4 protein-coding genes are annotated in these 1,375 nt (G+C 33.1%); all 4 read right to left on the reverse strand.

All coding sequences use genetic code 11. From position 1 onward, the window contains the following. Positions 1 to 292 precede the first annotated feature (292 nt). From D7V32_RS17420 to D7V32_RS17670, 4 genes are read right to left on the reverse strand one after another with little or no spacing between them, the layout of a single operon-like run. Positions 293 to 463 (reverse strand): hypothetical protein, encoded by a 171-nt coding sequence (locus tag D7V32_RS17420; RefSeq protein WP_171407698.1) that lies wholly within the window; start codon positions 461 to 463, stop codon positions 293 to 295. Continuing rightward, positions 463 to 777 (reverse strand): hypothetical protein, encoded by a 315-nt coding sequence (locus D7V32_RS17660; RefSeq protein ID WP_228200243.1) that lies wholly within the window; start codon positions 775 to 777, stop codon positions 463 to 465. Before D7V32_RS17660 ends, D7V32_RS17420 begins: the two co-directional genes overlap by 1 nt. Further along, positions 770 to 967 (reverse strand): hypothetical protein, encoded by a 198-nt coding sequence (locus D7V32_RS17665; protein WP_228200244.1) that lies wholly within the window; start codon positions 965 to 967, stop codon positions 770 to 772. Before D7V32_RS17665 ends, D7V32_RS17660 begins: the two co-directional genes overlap by 8 nt. A gap of 21 nt (positions 968 to 988) precedes the next feature. After that, the gene (locus tag D7V32_RS17670; protein ID WP_228200245.1) at positions 989 to 1,276 is read right to left on the reverse strand and encodes a hypothetical protein; all 288 of its coding nucleotides are present in this window, start codon (positions 1,274 to 1,276) and stop codon (positions 989 to 991) included. Positions 1,277 to 1,375: the final 99 nt, after the last annotated feature.

Here is a 1,375-nt window from a genome sequence, read left to right on the forward strand (position 1 = left end):
TTATAGAGATCAAACCCTGTTGACAAGCGCTTTCGCAAGCATAAATGCTGTTTTATGCCAGAAATTAAGCAGTTAAATCATTTTTTTATTTTTTTGATGAATAATTATGCAATTCCAATGCGCAAACGTCTATAAAACCGATATTGCCGCAACTGCCCCAGCCCAACCGTTATTGGCCATACTTAGTTTAGATCAATTATTTTAAAAGTTCACCCCAGTCCTATAAAACCTACAATAAAAAGCAAAAAACCGAATAAAAAAATAGAAAGCCAATTACGATAAATTCGGATACTTAGCTTATCATCCCACCGCTAGCCTTTGCTGCTTGTTTGATTTTCTTAAAATACTGCTCTTTAGAAACCTGAGTCATCTTAAATAGATTCCCCGTATAAATTGGCAGTAAAATTCCTCCAATCATGATAACAAGCCCCGCTTCTGACATAAATGAAAGCTGCATCAGCATTACTCCACAACCTCAAACGACGCTATTAATTTTTCAGCATCTTGATAAATTTCTTGCCAATGAGGCAGTAACTCGCTATGAAAAAAGATCTTGATATAACTGGTATTCAACCCATAATTTGGTTGATGTGTATTAAATTCACATTTTGTTGATCCACTTTTAAAATAAAGACACATGATGGTTAGGCTTATCCCTTTACCTTTAATTTCCTGCCAGTACACTTTTTTTGTAGCATTGTCACCACTTTCAACTTCTATTTCATAGAGTCCCAAATCTGAGTTAAATGTTTTTTCATCTATCCATACTTCACTCACCTCTTTTCCACTCGAAAAAATTCCTTTTCTTAAGTACTTTTTTTAAAAAATCAAACTCATTAAAGAAGTCTTTATTGCCCCACTCCTTTTTCCAAACTGAGCGTTGGGTTAATGCTATTGTGATATCATTTTTACTTTCAGAATCTAATCTAAAGCCTTCTCTAGACGGTGTCATATCAGGCCATTTCACTTTCAAATCAATACTTTGAATTTAATCATCACAACCTTTGTCATCATGCTGTTGTCTATAGTTTTTTCCCCAATAATTGACATCTTGATAAGTCACTCTTGCAAAAAGCAGATAATTTTTATCAATCAGCATATGCTGATCACCAAATTTTCCACAGGCATATAAATTCTTTTTCACCTTTTCAGGGTCATGCATACTGTCATAACCATAGATCAGTGCAGAGACCACAAAAATAATGAGTAAAAATGCAAATACTGCTGTCCATTTTCTTGCTTTTAGCAGTCTTTCATCAAAGCTAGATTGAGTCATTTACTTATTCTTTTCATGGATATACTTGTATTTATAAAACAAGATTAAAGTTTAAGCAAAAGACGTTTTTTGTTGTTATAAAATTTATTAACTTTTCTG

The organism is Acinetobacter tianfuensis (assembly GCF_003611465.1).
GTDB classification, from domain to species: Bacteria; Pseudomonadota; Gammaproteobacteria; order Pseudomonadales; family Moraxellaceae; genus Acinetobacter; species Acinetobacter tianfuensis.